The sequence below is a fragment of the Thermus thalpophilus genome, from assembly GCF_022760915.1.
GTDB classification, from domain to species: Bacteria; Deinococcota; Deinococci; order Deinococcales; family Thermaceae; genus Thermus; species Thermus thalpophilus.
In genome coordinates, this window is the sequence record NZ_JAKTNS010000099.1 from 1 (window position 1) to 727 (window position 727).

General features: G+C 65.9%; 1 protein-coding gene. It reads left to right on the forward strand.

Annotated features, from left to right (window positions below; genetic code table 11):
* Positions 1-727, forward strand: a 727-nt coding sequence (locus tag L0D17_RS13170; protein ID WP_279231844.1) for an amino acid ABC transporter ATP-binding protein, incomplete at both ends; no start/stop codon positions are given.

Sequence of the window (727 nt, forward strand, 5' to 3'; positions counted from 1 at the left end):
CCCATCATCCGCATCCACAACCTGCACAAGTGGTTTGGCTCCCTGCACGTGCTGAGGGGCATCCACCTGGAGGTGGCCCCTGGGGAGAAGCTGGTCATCATCGGCCCTTCGGGCTCGGGGAAGAGCACGCTCATCCGGTGCATCAACCGCCTGGAGGACTTCCAGGAGGGGGAGGTGGTGGTGGACGGGCGCAACGTGAAGGAGGAGCGCGCCTTGAGGGAGGTGCGGCGGGAGGTGGGGATGGTCTTCCAGCAGTTCAACTTCTTTCCCCACATGACGGTTTTGGAGAACATCACCTTGGCTCCCATGCGGGTGCGGGGCTGGTCCCGGGAGCGGGCGGAGGGGAAGGCGTTGGAGCTCTTGGAGCGGGTGGGGATTTTGGACCAGGCGCGGAAGTACCCGGGGGAGCTTTCGGGGGGTCAGCAGCAGCGGGTGGCCATTGCCCGGGCGTTGGCGATGGAGCCGAAGGTGATGCTTTTTGACGAGCCCACGAGCGCCTTGGACCCGGAGATGGTGGGGGAGGTGTTGGACGTGATGCGGGACTTGGCGCGGGGTGGGATGACGATGCTGGTGGTGACGCACGAGATGGGGTTTGCGCGGGAGGTGGCGGACCGGGTGATCTTCATGGACCGGGGACAGGTGGTGGAGGAGGGGAGGCCGGAGGAGATCTTCACCCGGCCCAGGGAGGAAAGGACCCGGGCCTTCCTGGAGCGGGTGCTGCACCATT